Source organism: Pseudomonas sp. PLB05, from assembly GCF_021106615.1.
Classification (GTDB): Bacteria; Pseudomonadota; Gammaproteobacteria; order Pseudomonadales; family Pseudomonadaceae; genus Chryseomonas; species Chryseomonas benzopyrenica.
The window spans coordinates 772,484-789,296 of sequence record NZ_JAJOHO010000002.1 but is presented as its reverse complement, the minus strand read 5'-3'; the positions used below and the strand labels follow the sequence as shown (position 1 = coordinate 789,296).

Annotated in this window: 11 protein-coding genes and 3 pseudogenes; 9 read left to right on the top strand and 5 right to left on the bottom strand. The window is 67.3% G+C overall.

Annotation, left to right across the window (positions count from 1 at the left end; translation table 11 throughout):
* Positions 1-225 precede the first annotated feature (225 nt).
* From LRS53_RS10305 to LRS53_RS10295, 3 genes and pseudogenes are all read left to right on the top strand, one after another.
* Positions 226-1,479: pseudogene (locus LRS53_RS10305) on the top strand (oligosaccharide MFS transporter).
* A gap of 9 nt (positions 1,480-1,488) precedes the next feature.
* Positions 1,489-2,964: a glycoside hydrolase family 32 protein gene (locus LRS53_RS10300; RefSeq protein WP_231355803.1), complete on the top strand. Its 1,476-nt coding sequence runs from the start codon at positions 1,489-1,491 to the stop codon at positions 2,962-2,964.
* Positions 2,965-3,008: 44 nt separating this feature from the next.
* Positions 3,009-4,001: a LacI family DNA-binding transcriptional regulator gene (locus LRS53_RS10295; RefSeq protein WP_231355802.1), complete on the top strand. Its 993-nt coding sequence runs from the start codon at positions 3,009-3,011 to the stop codon at positions 3,999-4,001.
* Here LRS53_RS10295 and LRS53_RS23875 read toward each other — a convergent pair whose 3' ends face one another.
* The 5 genes and pseudogenes from LRS53_RS23875 to LRS53_RS10280 form a co-directional block, all read right to left on the bottom strand.
* On the bottom strand, positions 4,002-4,766 hold the full coding sequence (locus LRS53_RS23875; RefSeq protein WP_375379698.1) for a methyl-accepting chemotaxis protein: 765 nt from the start codon (positions 4,764-4,766) through the stop codon (positions 4,002-4,004).
* A 93-nt stretch (positions 4,767-4,859) separates the two neighbouring features.
* Positions 4,860-5,891: pseudogene (locus tag LRS53_RS23870) on the bottom strand (HAMP domain-containing protein); the annotation flags it as partial.
* A gap of 121 nt (positions 5,892-6,012) precedes the next feature.
* Positions 6,013-6,777, bottom strand: coding sequence for a methyl-accepting chemotaxis protein (locus LRS53_RS23865; RefSeq protein ID WP_371100587.1), 765 nt, complete (start codon positions 6,775-6,777; stop codon positions 6,013-6,015).
* Between the two features lie 93 nt (positions 6,778-6,870).
* Positions 6,871-7,905: pseudogene (locus tag LRS53_RS23860) on the bottom strand (HAMP domain-containing protein); the annotation flags it as partial.
* A gap of 183 nt (positions 7,906-8,088) precedes the next feature.
* Positions 8,089-9,030: an AEC family transporter gene (locus LRS53_RS10280; RefSeq protein WP_064308433.1), complete on the bottom strand. Its 942-nt coding sequence runs from the start codon at positions 9,028-9,030 to the stop codon at positions 8,089-8,091.
* A 333-nt stretch (positions 9,031-9,363) separates the two neighbouring features.
* Between LRS53_RS10280 and LRS53_RS10275 the strand changes: the two genes are divergently transcribed.
* The 6 genes from LRS53_RS10275 to pqqD all read left to right on the top strand — a co-directional run bounded on the left by LRS53_RS10275 (position 9,364) and on the right by pqqD (position 16,807).
* Entirely contained in the window at positions 9,364-11,796 is a 2,433-nt protein-coding gene (locus LRS53_RS10275) for a glucose/quinate/shikimate family membrane-bound PQQ-dependent dehydrogenase (RefSeq protein WP_173147123.1), read from the top strand.
* A 371-nt stretch (positions 11,797-12,167) separates the two neighbouring features.
* Positions 12,168-14,558, top strand: a complete 2,391-nt coding sequence (gene pqqF / locus LRS53_RS10270) for a pyrroloquinoline quinone biosynthesis protein PqqF (RefSeq protein WP_231355799.1) — start codon at positions 12,168-12,170, stop codon at positions 14,556-14,558.
* A 183-nt stretch (positions 14,559-14,741) separates the two neighbouring features.
* Positions 14,742-14,813, top strand: a complete 72-nt coding sequence (gene pqqA / locus LRS53_RS10265) for a pyrroloquinoline quinone precursor peptide PqqA (protein WP_003243383.1) — start codon at positions 14,742-14,744, stop codon at positions 14,811-14,813.
* Between the two features lie 55 nt (positions 14,814-14,868).
* Positions 14,869-15,780 (top strand): pyrroloquinoline quinone biosynthesis protein PqqB, encoded by a 912-nt coding sequence (gene pqqB, locus LRS53_RS10260; RefSeq protein WP_231355798.1) that lies wholly within the window; start codon positions 14,869-14,871, stop codon positions 15,778-15,780.
* Positions 15,781-15,785: 5 nt separating this feature from the next.
* Entirely contained in the window at positions 15,786-16,535 is a 750-nt protein-coding gene (pqqC, locus tag LRS53_RS10255; RefSeq protein WP_231355797.1) for a pyrroloquinoline-quinone synthase PqqC, read from the top strand.
* Positions 16,532-16,807: a pyrroloquinoline quinone biosynthesis peptide chaperone PqqD gene (gene pqqD / locus LRS53_RS10250; RefSeq protein ID WP_133862265.1), complete on the top strand. Its 276-nt coding sequence runs from the start codon at positions 16,532-16,534 to the stop codon at positions 16,805-16,807. The genes pqqC and pqqD overlap by 4 nt, the downstream gene beginning before the upstream one ends.
* Positions 16,808-16,813: the final 6 nt, after the last annotated feature.

The following is a 16,813-nucleotide window of genomic DNA, read 5'->3' as shown; positions in this document are numbered from 1 at the left end:
TAAAACCGCAAGCCAGAGCAAGTGCGTGCGCTACTGACTCCACGGTTTCTGACGAATGGTGATGGTGCCTATCTGGTTGATCGCCCCGTATATCGGAGGTTTCGGCGTTATCTCCCTATGCTGCCAATGGCTCTTGCAGCACCAAACCCTTGACTTTCGCGCCCGCAGCGACGTTTAGTAAACGTCAGTGTTAACGTTACCAAAACAACAACAAGAGGTGTTTCCATGGTTCGTTCGCATCGTCGCGCCTACTGGCTGGTCAGTGGCCTGCTGTTCGCCTTCTTTTTCGCCTGGTCGTCCAGCTACTCGCTGTTCTCGCTCTGGCTGCACCGAGAGGTCGGCTTGAATGGTACCGAGACCGGTTTCGTCTTTGCTGCCAATGCCGTGGCAGCCCTGCTTATCCAGCCTTGCTATGGGGCCCTGCAGGATCGACTGGGGCTGTCGCGCAAGATCCTGGTCTGGATCGGCGTGCTGCTGACCCTGGGCGTCCCCTTCTCCACTCACGTGTACGCCACCCTGCTGGCGAGTAATCTGGTGCTTGGCGCCCTGGTCGGCGCGCTGTTCCTCGGCTTCGCCATGCTCGCCGCCGTGGGTGTCATCGAGTCCTATACCGAGCGCCTGGCCCGCTGCGGTGGCTTCGAGTTCGGCCTGGCGCGCACCTGGGGCTCGCTGGGCTGGGCTGCGGCCACCGCGGTGGCGGGCATAGCCTTCAACATCGATCCGCAGATCACCTTCTACCTGAGCAGCGCCGCCGGCGCGGTCTTTCTGCTGCTGCTGAGCTAGCTGGCCCTGACCCTCTTCAACCAGGCCGACGCCCACGCCTATACCGCCGCCGCGCCGGTACGCGGTGCCGATCTCCTGGGCCTGCTGCGCTTGCGGCGGTTCTGGGCGCTGAGCCTGTACCTGACCGGTGTGGCCGGGGTCTACATGGTCTACGAACAGCAATTCCAGGTGTATTTCGCCAGTTTTTTCGCCACGCCGGCGGAGGGGATCCGCGCCTACGGCTATCTGAATTCCAGCCAGGTGCTGGTGGAGGCCGGCTGCATGCTGCTGGCCCCGTGGCTGGTGACGCGCCTGGGGGCCAAGCAGGGTCTGATCCTAGCCGGCACGGTGATGTTCGTGCGCATCCTCGGTTCGGGCCTGGTCGACACCGCCTGGGCCCTGGCCGCCTGCAAGATGCTGCATGCCCTGGAGGTGCCCATCCTGCTGGTAGCGGTCTTCAAATACATCAACCTGCATTTCGATCCGCGCCTGTCGGCCACCCTCTACATCGTCGGCTACCAATTCGCCCAGCAACTCACCGCCATGCTGCTCGCCCCCGTGGTCGGCTATGGCTACGACCGGTTGGGCTTCGCCCCGGTCTACCTGCTACTGGCCGCACTCGTGGGCGTCTGCCTGCTGCTGTCCTGGTCGCTGTTGCACGGCGATCCACGCACGCTTCGCCCTGCCCTTGCCGTCGAACACTCGACCCCTGCCTGAGAAAAGCCCATGTCCAGCTCCGCCCTGCGCGATGCGCAAGCCGCCCTCCAGCATCTTCTGCCGCAGCGCCAGGACGACTGGCGGCCGGCCTACCACCTGGCGCCGCCGGTGGGCTGGATGAATGCTCCCAACGGCCTGGTGTTCTTTCACGGCCATTACCACGTCTTCTATCAGCACCACCCCTATTCGACCCAGTGGGGCCCGATGCACTGGGGCCATGCGCGCAGTGCCGACCTGGTCCACTGGGAACACCTGCCGGTGGCCCTGGCGCCGGACAGCGAAGCCGACCGCGACGGCTGCTTTTCCGGTTCGGCGGTGGTCTGGGACGACACCCTCTACCTGATCTATACCGGCCACCGCTGGCTCGGCACACCAGGTCGCGACGGCGAGGGGCTGCACCAGGTGCAGTGCCTGGCCAGCAGTCGGGACGGCCTGACCTTTACCAAGCACGGGGTGATCATCGAGCCGCCGGATCCGGCCCTGCAGCACTTCCGCGATCCCAAGGTCTGGCGCGAGGGCGACGCCTGGTGGCTGGCCCTGGGCGCCCGAGAGGGGGACAACCCCCACCTGCTGCTCTATCGCTCCACGGATCTGCACCGCTGGGAAGCGCTGGGCAGTGCCCTGGCGGGAAGCCGCGTGACGGACGGCTACATGTGGGAGTGCCCCGACCTGTTCCGGCTCGGCGACACAGCGGTCTTCCTCTATTCGCCCCAGGGCCTGGCACCCAGCGGCTATGCGCGGCGCAATCTCTACCAGACCGGCTATCGGGTGGGGCGCCTGGACGCAACCGGCCGCTTCCGGCCGCACACCCCCTTCGTCGAACTGGACCTCGGGCACGATTTCTATGCGGCTCAGACCCTGGAGGCGCCCGACGGCCGCCGCCTGCTGTGGGCCTGGCTGGACATGTGGGAAAGCCCCATGCCCAGCCGGGCCCACGGCTGGTGCGGCATGCTCTCGCTACCCCGCGAACTCAGCCTGGAGGGCGAGCGTCTGCGCCAGCGACCGGCGCGGGAGCTGGTGGGTCTGCGCGGGGCCGCGCAGCAATACAGCATGACACGCTTGCGCAACGAGCGCCGCCTGCTGCCGCTCCGGGGCGACCGCCTGGAACTGCAGCTTGAGCTGGACCTGGCCGGCAGCGATGCCGAGCGCTTCGGCCTGGCGCTGCGCTGCGACGCCGCGAGTCAGGAGCAGACCCGACTTTATGTGGATGCCCAGGCCGGTCGCCTGGTGCTGGACCGGGAGCGGGCCGGATGTGGCGTCAGCGGGGTGCGCAGCATTCCCCTTGCAGCCGGGCAGGCCCGGTTGAAGCTGCGGCTGTTTCTCGATCGTTCGTCGCTGGAGGTGTTCGTCGACGACGGCGCCTGGGTCCTCAGCAGTCGCCTCTACCCCCAGCCGGACAGCCAGGGGCTGGCGCTGTTCGCCCATGACGGCCAGGCGGCGTTCGGCGAACTTCAGGCCTGGACACTGCGCGACCTGCAACTCTGAAGGCGGCATACTCCAGCCTTGGATAACAGGTGGTGGAGTAGTGGATGGCGTCGGTAAAGGATGTGGCCCGGTTGGCGGGGGTGTCGGCCATGACCGTGTCGCGCGCCCTGAACAGCCCAGACAAGCTCAGCGCCGAGACCCTAGCGCGCATCCAGACGGCGATCCAGACCCTGGGCTACGTACCCGACCTAGCCGCCCGGCGCACCCGCGGCGGGCACTCCAGTGGCAAGACCATCGGGGTCTTCGCCCTCGGCACCGCCACCACACCCTTCGCGGTGGATCTGCTGCTGGGCCTGGAGCGGACCGCCCGTGAGCACGACTGGAATCTGTTCATCGTCAACCTGCTGGACGAGGGACCGCGGCCACAGGATGTGGCCCTGATGCTGGCGCATCGTCCCGATGGCATTGTCTTCAGCTCCATGCACCTGTGCCAGGTGGAGATTCCCATCGGCCTGGGCGAACGCCCCCTGGTGCTGAGCAACTGCCATAACGCGACGGCCGACCTACCCTGCTATGTGCCCGACGACGGCGCCGGCCAGTACCTTGGCATGCGCGCGGCCCTGGCGCGCGGCCCACGACGGCCGCTGTGCCTCAACCTGCCGCGTCACAGCCTGGCCTGGCCCCTGCGCCAGGCCGGCCTGCTGCAGGCCTGCCGCGACGCGGGGCTGGCCACGGCGGAGCTCCGGCAGTACGACCTCAGCGGCGACGACGCCTATCAGGAAATCCCGGCCGAATTGGGGCGCCGCTTCGCCGGTGACGAGCCGCGCCCCGACCTGCTGGTGTGCGGCAATGACCGCATCGCCCTGGTGGCCTATCAATGGTTGCTGGCCCGCGGCCTGCGCATTCCGGCAGACGTGGCGGTGCTCGGCTACGACAACATGGTAGGGGTGGCCGAACTCTTCCACCCACCCCTCACCACGGTGCAGCTGCCGCACTTCGAACTGGGCCGCCAGGCCGCGCTGCATCTGATCGAGGCCCGCGCTGACCGCGGGCTGATCCGGCTGCCCTGTCCGCTGGTGGAGCGGGCGTCACTCTAGCTAGATCCGGAAACCACCCACCAGCCGTTGCAGGCGACCAGCCTCGGCTTCCAGCGCAGTGCAGGCCGTCAGGGTCGCCTGGAGGTTGTCCACGCCCTGCTGGTTCAGCAGGTTGATCTCGCTGATGTCCATGTTCAGGGTCTCCACCACCGAGGTCTGTTCCTCGGTCGCCGTTGCGACGGACTGATTCTGGCCGTCGATCTCGCCGATGCGCTCGGTCACGCTGCCCAGCCGCTCGCCGGCGCTCTTGGCGACCTGCATGCTGTGGGCGCTCTGCCGCTGGCTTTCCTGCATCAGGGCCACGGCGTCGCGCGAGCCGGTCTGCAGTTCCTCGATCATCTGCTGGATCTGCTGCGCCGAACTCTGGGTACGGCTGGCCAGGGAACGCACCTCGTCGGCCACCACGGCGAAGCCACGGCCGGCTTCACCAGCCCGCGCCGCCTCGATGGCGGCATTGAGCGCCAGCAGGTTGGTCTGCTCGGAGATGCCGCGGATGACTTCGAGGATCTGGCCGATGTTGGCGGTCTTGCCGTTGAGGGCTTCGATGTGTTCGCAACTGGTGCCGATCTTGCTCGACAGCGCCTGCATGGCGTGCAGGGCTTCGTCGAGCACCTCGCGCCCCTCCTCGCCCTGGGCGCGGGCCGTGCTGGCCTCGCCCGAGGCGTGGGCGGCGTTACGGGCGATCTCCTGGGCGGCGGCGCCCAGCTCGTTGATCGCCGCGGCCACGCTGGTGGTGCGCTGGGCCTGGATATCGGACTGTTGCATGGACGACTGCGAGGCCTCCAGCACCCGGCGGGTACTCTGATTCAGCTCGCCGGTGGTCTGGGCCACATCGCGGATCGAGGTATGGATCCGCGCCACGAACTTGTTGAAAGCCTCGGCCAGGGCGCCGAATTCGTCGCGAGCCTGTACTGGCAGGCGACGGGTCAGATCGCCCTCGCCTTCGGCGATGTCCGCCATGGCGCGAGTCAGGTCGTGCAGCGGGCGCAAGAGCACGCGAATCAGAAGGCCCAGCAGCAGGATGATAGCGACCACCGCCACCAGGGTGGCGACGATGGCCAGGTTGCGCGCCTGGGTCACCGGGGCATAGGCCTTGGCCTGGTCGATGGACAGACCCAGGTACCACTTGACCGAGGGCAGCCCATTGACCGGGGTGAAGCTCACCAGGCGGTCGCTGCCATTCTGGGTGACGGCGTGCAGACCAGGCTGCAGGGACGGAGTCTGCTGGGGGAAGACGTCCTTGAGGGTCTTGAGCACCTGCTCGGGATGGCTGCTGACCAGAATCTTGCCGTCACCGTCCACCAGGAAGGCTTCGCCGAGGCCGCCGACGTTGAGCGAGGTGATGATCTCCACCAGCGCCGAGAGGTTGAGGTCGCCGGCCACCACGCCGGCCAGCTGGCCGTCACGCTGCAGCGGGGTGGCGATGGTCACGCCCAGCTGTCCGGAGGAGGCGAAGATATAGGGCGGGGTCAGCACCGTGGTGCCGGCGGCGGTGGCGGCCGCGTACCAGGGCCGCTTGCGCGGATCGTAGCCGGCCGGCAGGTTGCGCAGCGGTCGGGTGGTGTAGGTGCCGTCGACTTCGCCCAGGTAGGTGGAGTCGAAGTTGCCGGTATAGATCTTCTGATCCAGCAGGCCCACCAGCCCCTCGGGCGAGCGATCCCGCGCCAGGGTCTGGGCTTCGCCTTCGATGAGCTTGACCCGGGCATCCAGCCAATAGGCGATGTTGCCGGCGGTGACCCGGCCGGTTTCCGCGAGGTTGGCACTCAGGCTCTGGTCGATGGCCTGGCGTTGCAGATAGGCATTGAAACCGGCGGAAGCGGCCAGCGCGGTGGTGATCACCAGCGCCGCGACCAACAGGATCTTGTGGCTGAATTTCAGGTGTCGCTTCATACAGGTCTGCATCCGTAGCGAGGGGGAGCCATGCCGTGTGCGAGGCATGGCCTATCGCCCTCGTTATCGGGTATCAATCAGACTACTTGAGCGTAGCGGCGATACCTTTTTACCTTCCGCTCTAGATCCGGAAGCCGCCCACCAGCCGCTGCAGGCGACCGGCCTCGGCTTCCAGGGCGGTGCAGGCCGCCAGAGTGGCCTGAAGGTTGTCGACGCCCTGCTGGTTCAGCAGGTTGATCTCGCTGATGTCCATGTTCAGGGTCTCCACCACCGAGGTCTGTTCCTCGGTCGCCGTTGCGACGGACTGATTCTGGCCGTCGATCTCGCCGATGCGCTCGGTCACGCTGCCCAGCCGCTCGCCGGCGCTCTTGGCGACCTGCATGCTGTGGGCGCTCTGCCGCTGGCTTTCCTGCATCAGGGCCACGGCGTCGCGCGAGCCGGTCTGCAGTTCCTCGATCATCTGCTGGATCTGCTGCGCCGAACTCTGGGTACGGCTGGCCAGGGAACGCACCTCGTCGGCCACCACGGCGAAGCCACGGCCGGCTTCACCAGCCCGCGCCGCCTCGATGGCGGCATTGAGCGCCAGCAGGTTGGTCTGCTCGGAGATGCCGCGGATGACTTCGAGGATCTGGCCGATGTTGGCGGTCTTGCCGTTGAGGGCTTCGATGTGTTCGCAACTGGTGCCGATCTTGCTCGACAGCGCCTGCATGGCGTGCAGGGCTTCGTCGAGCACCTCGCGCCCCTCCTCGCCCTGGGCGCGGGCCGTGCTGGCCTCGCCCGAGGCGTGGGCGGCGTTACGGGCGATCTCCTGGGCGGCGGCGCCCAGCTCGTTGATCGCCGCGGCCACGCTGGTGGTGCGCTGGGCCTGGATATCGGACTGTTGCATGGACGACTGCGAGGCCTCCAGCACCCGGCGGGTACTCTGATTCAGCTCGCCGGTGGTCTGGGCCACATCGCGGATCGAGGTATGGATCCGCGCCACGAACTTGTTGAAAGCCTCGGCCAGGGCGCCGAATTCGTCGCGAGCCTGTACTGGCAGGCGACGGGTCAGATCGCCCTCGCCTTCGGCGATGTCGTCCATGGCGCGGGTCAGGTCGTGCAACGGACGCAGCAGCACGCGGATCAGCAGGCCCAGCAGCAGGATGATGGCGATCACCGCCACCAGGGTGGCTCCAATGGCCAGGTTGCGCGCCTGGGTCACCGGGGCATAGGCCTTGGCCTGGTCGATGGACAGCGCCAGGTACCACTTGACCGAGGGCAGGCCCGCGACCGGGGTAAAGCTCACCAGCCGCTCGCTGCCGCCCTGCAGGACGTGGTGGAAGCCCGGGGCCAGGCTCGGGGTCTGCTCGGGGAAGACGTCCTTGAGGGATTTCAGCACCTGGTCGGCGTGGCTGCTGACCAGGATCTTGCCGTCGCCGTCCACCAAGAAGGCCTCGCCCAGGCCACCGGCGTCCAGCGAGGTGATCATCTTCATCAGGCTGTCCATCACCAGGTCACCGGCCACCACGCCGATCAGCTTGCCGTTCTGCAGGACCGGCGCCGCGATGGTGATGCACAGGAAGCTCTGCGGCGGTGCGGTGAGATAGGGCTCGGTGAGGATGGGTCGCCCAGCGCTGACCGCGGCCTTGTACCAGTCACGCTGGCGGGCGTCGTAACCGGCCTCCATGGGCGTGTGGGGGCGGTCGGTAAAGGTGCCGTCGACCTCACCCAGGTAGGTGGAATCGAAGTTGCTCCTGTAGAGCTTCTGTTCCAGCAGCCCCGCCACGTTGGCGGGGCTGCTATCACGGCTGAGCGCCTGGGCCTGGCTATCGATGAGCTTGACCCGCGCATCCAGCCAGTAGGCGATGTTGCCGGCGGTGATGCGGCCGATCTCGCCCAGCGAAGCCACCAGGCTCTGGGTGATGGCCTGGCGCTGCAGATAGGCGTTGAAACTGGCGAAGCCGGCCAGGGCGACGGTCACCACCAGGGCAGCCGCCAGCAGGATCTTGTGGCTGAATTGGAGCGAGCGTTTCATGGGTACCACGCGAAAGGCTTGGATAGTAGACGGCCCCTCCCCTCGCAAATACTAACTGCGATAACAATCGGAAAGGTAAGCGGACCTGGGACGGTCGATGCCGCACTATTACGCTTAATCTCACTTTTCGCTGCGGACAACCGATGGACGCTTTCACAACGCCGATGTCTGGTGGACGGCGCCCTATAGCAAGCTGAATCCTTTCAGTAGCAGCAGGCCCAGATTGGTGGTCAGCATCCCGCCCAGGGTACTGAGCACCACGATGGTGGCCGCCAGCTGGGCATTGCTGCCGGCGGCGCGGGCCATGACGAAACTCGAGGCGGCCGTCGGGCAGCCCAGGTAGAGGAAGAGGATGCCCAGCGCCGGCCCCTGGATGCCCAGCGCCAGGGCGCCCAGCACGCCCAGCAGCGGAATCCAGACGATCTTCCACAAGCTGGCACCCACCGCCAGGCCACTGCTTTCGCGCAGCGAGGCCAGCGACAGGGTGGCGCCGATGCACATCAGCGCCAGCGGCAGGGTGAGCCCGGCGAAATAGCGCGCCGAGGTGTCCAGCCAGCGTGGCAGCTGCCACTGGAAATAGGCGAAGGGAATCGCCACCAGGATGCCGATGATCAGCGGGTTGCCGAGGATGCTGCGCAGCAGGGTGCGCCAGTTGGCCTCCAGCTGCGGACTGTAGAGCGCCAGCACGATGGTCGAGAGCACGTTGTAGAAGAGGATGACCATGCCGGCCATGATCCCGCCCACCGACAGACCGTAGTCGCCGTACTGGGTGGCCGCGAGGGCCAGGCCGACGATGCCGCAGTTGCCGCGGAAGGCGCCTTGCACATAGACCCCGCGATCGGCATGAGGGCAGCGCCAGATCGCCCAGCCCCAGGCAGCGAGAAAGCTCACCACCGTGGCCAGGGCGAAGTAGCCCAGCAGCAGCGGTTGCAGGGCTTCGCCGAGGTCGGCCTTGAGGATGCCGAGAAACAGCAGGGTCGGCATGGTGGCGCGAAACACCAGGGCGGACGAGGTGTTGATGAAGGCGGTATCGATCCAGTTCAGCCGCTTGAGCACACAGCCGAGCAGCACCAGGGCGAAGACCGGGGCGGTGACGTCGAAGGTCGCCTGGACCAGGGCAAGCACGTCGGACATGGCAGAAGGCATCGCGGAAACGGCTCGCGATGGTAGCAGGCACGGCGCGCCACGGGTTCCTTCCTTCCGTCATCGCGAAGTGACATCAATCAATGCTTAGCTTACTATCTACCCGCCCGATTCAGACGACGCCCCCGATCCATCCCTCGCTTCGCCTCAGCGCGACCGCTCTAGCCTCCTGCCAAGGAAGCCGGCGAAGGGGTGGAACAATAAGACAGACAACAGGTTCAGACGTAGCAGACGACAGATCCGCATGCGGTTCCGATTTGCGATGTCGTCGATCGAGTCGAAGTCTCTTTTCACGATTGCATTGCGAGCGCTGCCATGACTGTCACTTCCAACGCGAGACCGGGAGGCCTGCCTGCCAGGTTACTCGGCATCCTGTTCATGCTCCTGGGCCTGGGCCTCTTGGGGCTGGGCATCAAACTGGCCACCCTCGGGGGCTCCCTGTATTACCTCGGCGGCGGCGTGCTGCTCGCCTTGAGCGGTTACCTGCTGTGCATCCGGCGGGCCAGCGGGGTCTGGGTCTATGCCTTCTTCCTGGTGGTCTCCACCGCCTGGGCTGTACTGGAAGTCCAGTTCGACTGGTGGCAACTGGTGCCGCGCCTGGCGCTCTGGTTCGTCCTTGGCCTGGTCCTGCTGATCCCGGTGTTCCGCCGTCCGCTGGACAGCCGTAGCGGCGGCCTGCCATTGGTCGGCTCGCTGGTGATCGCGGCGGTCGTCGCCCTGGTCGCCCAGTTCGTCAACTACAACCGTCTGGACGGTGACCTGGGCCGCGACACCGCCGGCACCGAAAGCGCCGCCCCGACCGCCGCCGATGGCGACTGGCCGTCCTATGGCCGCACCGCCTTCGGTGATCGCTACTCGCCGCTCAAGCAGATCGACGTCAACAACGTGAAGAATCTGGAGCCCGTCTGGACCTTCCGTACCGGCGACATCCCCGGCCCGAACGATCCCCAGGAGACCACCGCGGAAAACACCCCGCTCAAGGTCAACGGCATGCTCTATGTCTGCACGCCGCACAGCCAGGTGATCGCCGTGGATCCCGACAGTGGCAAGGAAATCTGGCGCTTCGATCCCAAGCTGAGCACCCAGCACGCCGACAGCTTCAAGGGCTGGGCGCACATGACCTGCCGCGGCGTGGCCTACCACGACGACGCCACCTACGCCGGCACCACCACCGCGGGCCAGAGCCCGGCCACCGGCAGTGCCGTCCCGGTCGATGAGCAGAGCACCCCGGCCGCCAGCAGTTGCCCGCGGCGCCTGTTCCTGCCCACCGCCGACACCCGCCTGATCGCCATCAACGCCGACACCGGCAAGGTGTGCAGCGACTTCGGCGACAACGGCCAGGTCGATCTGACCGCCAACATGGGCAGCTTCACGCCCGGCGGCTACTACTCCACCTCGCCGCCGGCGGTGACCCGCAACCTGGTGATCATCGGTGGCCACGTCACCGACAACGTCTCCACCGACGAGCCGTCCGGTGTGATCCGCGCCTACGACGTGCACACCGGCAAGCTGGTGTGGAACTGGGACAGCGGCAATCCGGACGCCACCGCGCCCATCGCCGCTGACGGCATCTATACCCGCAACTCGCCCAACATGTGGTCGATGATGGCGGTCGACGAGAAGGTCGGCATGGTCTATCTGCCCATGGGCAACCAGATGCCCGACCAGTGGGGCGGCAACCGTACCCCGGCGTCCGAGAAGTACAGCGCCGGCGTGGTCGCCCTCGACATCGCCACCGGCAAGGTGCGCTGGAACTACCAGTTCACCCACCATGACCTCTGGGACATGGACGTGGGCGGTCAGCCGACCCTGGTGGACATCAAGACCGCAGGCGGCGTGAAACCCGCACTGATGGCTTCGACCAAGCAGGGCAGCATCTATGTGCTGGACCGCACCAATGGTCAGCCCATCTACCCGATCACCGAAACCCCGGTGCCCCAGGGCGCGGTGGAAGGCGATCGCACCTCGCCGACCCAGCCGGTCTCCTCGATCAACCTGGCGGCGCCGACCCTCAAGGAAAGCGACATGTGGGGCGGTACGCCCTTCGACCAGGCGCTGTGCCGCATCGCCTTCCGCGAGCACCGCTACGAGGGCATCTACACCCCGCCGTCCACCCAAGGTTCGATCGTCTATCCGGGAAACTTCGGCGTGTTCGACTGGGGCGGTATCTCGGTCGATCCGGTGCGCCAGATCGCCTTCCTCAACCCCAGCTACATGGCCTTCACCTCCAAGCTGGTCCCCCGTGAAGAGATCGCCAACCAGCCGGCGCGCAAGAGCGAGACCGAGGGCATCCAGCCCAACAAGGGCGCGCCCTACGGCGTGATCCTGTCGGCCTTCCTGTCGCCCCTGGGCCTGCCCTGCCAGGCACCTGCCTGGGGCTATGTGGCTGGTCTCGACCTGACCACCGGCAAGCTGGTCTACAAGCACAAGAACGGCACCGTGCGCGACAACTCGCCGGTTCCGCTGCCCCTGCCCATGGGCGTGCCCAGCCTGGGCGGCACCGTCACCACCGCTGGTGGCGTGGCCTTCCTGAGCGGCACCCTGGACCAGTACCTGCGCGCCTATGACGTGAAGAACGGCAAGGAACTGTGGAAAGGCCGCTTGCCGGCCGGTGGCCAGACCACCCCCATGACCTACACCGGCAAGGACGGTCGCCAGTACGTGCTGGTCTACGCCGGCGGCCATGGCTCGCTGGGCACCAAGCAGGGTGACTACGTGATGGCCTTCGCCCTGCCCGAGAAGAAGTAAGGGCGCCCGCGCCCGAACTCCCCTCTCCTCCGGGAGAGGGTCTGGGGCGAAGATGCTTCAAGCACGTTGACATCCTGTTGGAACCCCCTCGCCCCACCCCGAAATCCCGGCCTGGCCGGGATTTTTTTCGCCTGGGTTTTCTCTCTATCGCAAGACCGGCCCGCCCTTCCCCCTCTCCCCCTGGGAGAGGGCTGGAGTGAGGGTGAACCCAGGCACCCCGCCCGCTCTTCCCCCTCTCCCTCAGGGAGAGGGCCGGGGTGAGGGCAAACCCAGACATCCCAACCGCTCTTCCCCCTCTCCCCCTGGGAGAGGGCTGGGGTGAGGGTAAACCCTGCTCCATCCCGTCAACCCGACTCGGTTAAGCTACCCCCATGCCCAGCTCCCCGCCCCACCACCGCCGCCTGCGCCTGGCCAACGGCCTGGCCGTCGCCCTGCTGCACGATCCCGAGCTGCCCCAGGCCGCCGCCCTGGTGCGCATCGGCGCCGGCAGTCACCAGGCACCGCGGGCCTATCCGGGGCTGGCGCACTTTCTCGAACACCTGTTCTTTCTCGGCAGCCGTCGCTATCCGGCGACGGACGGCTTGATGCCGCTGGTGCAGCGTCTGGGCGGCGAACTCAACGCCAGCACCCGCGAGACCACCACCGACTTCTTCTTCGCCCTGGCGCCAGAGCACTTGGCCGCCGGCCTCGCTCGCCTGCTGGACATGCTCGCCGCACCGTTGCTGGCAGCGGACGCCCAGCGCCGCGAGCGCGAGGTGTTGCACGCCGAATTCATCGCCTGGTCGCGCAGCGCCGATACCCGCCGCGATCTGGCCCTGGCGGCCGGATTGCCCGCGGACCATCCAGCCGCCGGCTTCCATGCCGGCAACCGATACAGCCTGCCGCTGCAAAGCCCTGCCTTCCAAAGGGCGCTGCGCGACTTCCAGCGCCAGCAGTACTGCGCGGAGAACGCCCTGCTGGTGCTGGCCGGGCCGCAATCGCTGGCCGAACTGGCAGAGCTGGCCCGCGAGCACGGTGCCCTGCTGCCCTCCGGCCCTGCACCCAGCAGCGCAATGCCTCGATCACTCCCGGCTACAGGCGAACACTGGCAGACCAGCAGCGCCTCGCCGCCAATGCTGGCCCTGCAATTCGCCCTCGACGATCTGCCCCCCGGCAGCTGGGAAGCGGCCGAGCTGCTGGAAGCCCTGCTGCTGGGCGACCAGCCCGGTGGTCTGCCCATGACCCTGCGCCAGGCGGGCCTGGCCGAACGCCTGAGCCTCGCCTGGCCCTATCGCCAGGCACGCCAGGGCCTGCTCCGGCTGGATCTCTCGCCCGGTCCCCAGGCCAGCCCCAACGACCTGACCCGCGCCCTGTTCGCCTGGCTGGCTGCCCTGCGCCAGACGCCCCTGGCTGCCTTGCAGCAGGGCCATGCCGAACGCGTCCAGCGCCAATGGGCCACCCTGCCCGCCCTGGCGCTGGTGCGGCGCCTGGGCGAACGCCTCTCGCTGGATCGGCAGGGAAACACCTGGCCACAACCGGTCCTCTCGGCTGCCGCCCAGGCCGCCTGGCCACGGCTACTCGCTCAGTTGCTGCCGGAACGGCTCAGCGGCTTCGCCGCCGGCCTGGCCGATCTACCGAGCGTTACGGCACCGGTCGCCGCCACCTTCGCCCTGCCACCGTCCAATCCTTTGCTCGCTGACACGGGCACTCCAGGTACCCCGGCTACGCAACCCTGGCCAATCAGCCTCGCCCTCGCGCCCCAGCAGCGCGAAGGCCTGCTGTTCCTGGGCTGGCGGTGGCCGGGGCCGGCACCGGTCGCGCCGGACGCCCAGGTGCTGGGCGCGTTACCGCGGCTGGCCGCCGAGGCGGGCGTGAGCCTACGTTGGAGTCCACCTGGGGCACCCTGGGAATTGCGGCTGCACGGCTGGGCCGCGGCGCTGACGGCGGTGCTGGAGCAGGCGCTCGACAGGCTGGTGGCAGAGCTGGATAACATCGGACCGGCATCGGTGGTACCACCCGAACCCATGCTGATCCGCCAGTTGCTCAAGGTCCTGCCCGAGCGACTGCCGAACGGCATGGCTTTAACCGTCAGTGAAGGCGGACCGCGCTGGCAAGCCCTGGCCTGCGGCCTGCCCAAGGCGACGCAGGCATCCCTGGCCGCCGTCACCCCGCCGCCTCGGCCCCAGGCAGGGCCGCTGGGCGAGTCGCACAGCTTCACCGGTCGCCACTGGCACCCCGAACCCAGCGCCGACGCCCAGCAAGCGTTGCTGCTGTTCTGTCCGCAACCCGATGCGCGCCCCACCACCGAAGCCGCCTGGCGGCTGCTGGCGGCGCGCCTGCAGGGACCGCTGTTCCAGCGCCTACGTAGCGAGCGGCAACTGGGCTATGCGGTGTTTTCCGCCTATCGCCAGCTGGGCGATCAGAGCGGCCTCTTGATCGGTGTCCAGTCGCCCCATGCGCGGGCGGCGGAGATCCTGGCGGAAATCGAGAGCGGTTTGGCTGACAGCCTGGCCGCCATACAGGCCGAGTCCGCGACGCTGGCGCAGGACATCCGCCAGCTGGTACGCGACTTCAGCCCCGCCACCACTCAACGCTCCGCTCTGGCCGAGCGCCTCTGGTGGGGCTTCCAGCGCAGCGGTGCGCTGGATCTCGCGCCCTTGCAAGCAGCCCTGGCCGCCCTGGACGACAGGGCCCTGCAGCAGGCCTGGCAGCAGCTCACCGCCGCCGAGGCGCCGCGCTTCGTCCTGGCCAATGCCGCCACGCCATCCGGCTGGATGTCATAGCTTTCAACACTTTCCCGGGAGCGTGGGCCGCTGCTGGCGGTCAATCTGTTGCAGGATCGGTAAGACAGTTATGTCCGCCGGACCGCCGGCGATTCGTCACGGCAAAAACCCTTAGCTAGGTAACATTTGTTAAACTCAGCGACCGGATCCATCCGGCTTTCGCAGTCAAAGAGGAGACCTCCCATGTGGACCAAGCCTGCCTACACTGACCTGCGCATCGGCTTCGAAGTCACCATGTACTTCGCCAACCGTTGATGCGCCCCACGCCCCGGTCCGCCGGGGCGTACTTTTTTCAGGTTCGACCTTTCCCATGCATATCCAGATTCTCGGCTCCGCCGCCGGCGGCGGCTTTCCCCAGTGGAACTGCAATTGCCCCAATTGCGACGGCTTCCGCAAGGGCACCCTCAGGGCCCAGGCCCGCACCCAGTCTTCCATCGCCCTGTCCGACGACGGGGTGAACTGGATCCTGTGCAACGCCTCGCCCGACATCCGCGCCCAGCTGGCCGGTTTCGCCCCGCTGCAACCGGCGCGGGCCCTGCGTGACACCGGCATCCGCGCCATCGTCCTGCTGGACAGCCAGATCGACCACACCACCGGCCTGCTCAGCCTGCGCGAAGGCTGCCCCCATGAGGTCTGGTGCACCGAGATGGTCCATCAGGACCTCACCACCGGCTTTCCGCTGTTCAACATGCTCGAACACTGGAATGGCGGGCTCAGCTGGCAGCCCATCGCCCTGAGCGGCAGCTTCACCATCCCGGCTTGCCCGAACCTTGAATTCACGCCCTTCCCGTTGCGCAGCGCCGCACCGCCCTATTCGCCCCATCGCCACGATCCGCACCCCGGCGACAACCTGGGCCTGCTGGTCCATGACAGACACACCGGCGGCAAGCTGTTCTATGCCCCGGGCCTCGGTCAGCCGGACGCCGCCCTGTTGGAGCTGATGGGCCAGGCCGATTGCCTGCTGGTGGACGGCACCCTCTGGACCGATGACGAGATGCAGCGTCGCGGCGTGGGCACCCGTACCGGCACCGAGATGGGCCACCTGCCGCAGAGCGGTCCTGGCGGCATGCTGGAGGTGCTGGCCGGCTTCGAGCGCCAGCGCAAGGTGCTGATCCACATCAACAACACCAATCCGATCCTGGACGAAGACTCCCCCGAGTGCGCCATCGTCGCGCGCCAGGGCGTGGAAGTCGCTTGGGACGGGATGTCCATCGAGTTGTGAACGCCATGCCCAACGCCCTCACGCCCGCCGAATTCGAAGCCGCCCTGCGCGCCAAGGGCGACCTCTACCACATCCACCACCCCTATCACGTGGCCATGTACCAGGGTCGCGCCAGTCGCGAGCAGATCCAGGGCTGGGTAGCCAATCGCTTCTACTACCAGGTCAACATCCCGCTCAAGGACGCCGCCATCCTGGCCAACTGCCCGGACCGCGAGATCCGCCGGGAGTGGGTGCAGCGCATCCTCGACCACGACGGCGAGCCCGGCAGCGAAGGCGGCATCGAGGCCTGGCTGCGCCTGGCCGAGGCCACCGGCCTGGATCGCGAGCAGGTGCTCTCCCAGGAACTGGTGCTGCCCGGGGTACGCTTCGCGGTGGACGCCTACGTCAACTTCGCCCGCCGCGCCTCCTGGCAGGAGGCCGCCAGCAGCTCCCTGACCGAGCTGTTCGCGCCGCAGATCCACCAGTCGCGGCTGGACGCCTGGCCACAGCACTACCCCTGGATCGATCCGGCCGGCTACGAATACTTCCGCACCCGCCTGGGCCAGGCGCGGCGCGACGTCGAGCACGGCCTGCAGATCACCCTGCAGCACTACACCACCTGGGAATCCCAGCAGCGCATGCTGGAGATCCTGCAGTTCAAGCTGGACATCCTCTGGAGCATGCTCGACGCCATGAGCATGGCCTATGAACTGCATCGCCCGCCCTACCACAGCATCACCAGCGAGCGCCGCTGGCATCGAGGAATCGACCTATGAGCTTCGACCGCACCCAGGTGCCGCGCTGGCGTCCCGGCTACCGCTTCCAGTTCGAGCCGGCGCAGGACGCCCATGTGCTGCTCTATCCCGAGGGCATGATCAAGCTCAACGACAGCGCCGCCGCCATCGGCGGGCTGATCGACGGCCAGCGTGACGTGGCCGCCATCATCGAAGCCCTCGACGAACGCTTCCCCGGCGTCCCCGAACTGGGCGCCGACGTCGAACAATTCATGGAGGTCGCTCGTGCAGAGCACTGGCTCCTGCTCGGCTGATACGTC